Origin of the sequence: Streptococcus sp. E17BB, assembly GCF_041807725.1 — a bacterium.
Lineage (GTDB): Bacteria > Bacillota > Bacilli > Lactobacillales > Streptococcaceae > Streptococcus > Streptococcus entericus.
The window spans coordinates 1-532 of the sequence record NZ_JBGTZC010000085.1; the positions used below are offsets into that span (position 1 = coordinate 1).

Sequence of the window (532 nt, forward strand, 5' to 3'; positions counted from 1 at the left end):
AAGAGTGCGATGAACAGCATGAAACGCTCGGGCAAAAACATGAGCTGGTTGCCCCCATTTGGTTATCTCAAGGATCCAGAGGACCGTTTCAAGATTATTATTGACGAGACAGTTGCACCAATTGTGCGACGGATTTTCGCCTTGTACCTTGATGGTAATAGTTACCAAACAATTGCTCGACTCCTGAATGAAGAACAAGTCATTACTCCAGCAGAACGAAAGATGCAAATCAGTCAGGCACGTTACGCAAAGTCACTCCGTTTAACAACTGAGCAAAAACGAAATGTTTGGAGTAGCACTACCGTTGGTCAAATTTTAAAGAATGAAGCCTATAAGGGAACTTATCTGTTTAATGCTCGGACGTATGTAAGGGGGAAGCATGTTTTCAGACCAAAATCAGAGTGGGAGCGGATTGAGAACAATCACGAAGCGATTATTTCATCAGAACTATTTGAACGAGTTGTCCAATTAAAAGCATCAAAAGCCACTAAAAGAAAACAGCATCAGATACCTAAAACATCATCTGTATTGA

Annotated in this window: 1 protein-coding gene; it reads left to right on the forward strand. The window is 41.2% G+C overall.

Annotation, left to right across the window (positions count from 1 at the left end):
• Positions 1–9 precede the first annotated feature (9 nt).
• Positions 10–532 (forward strand): recombinase family protein (locus tag ACERC7_RS10730; protein ID WP_373666916.1); only part of this gene is annotated, 523 nt, incomplete at its 3' end.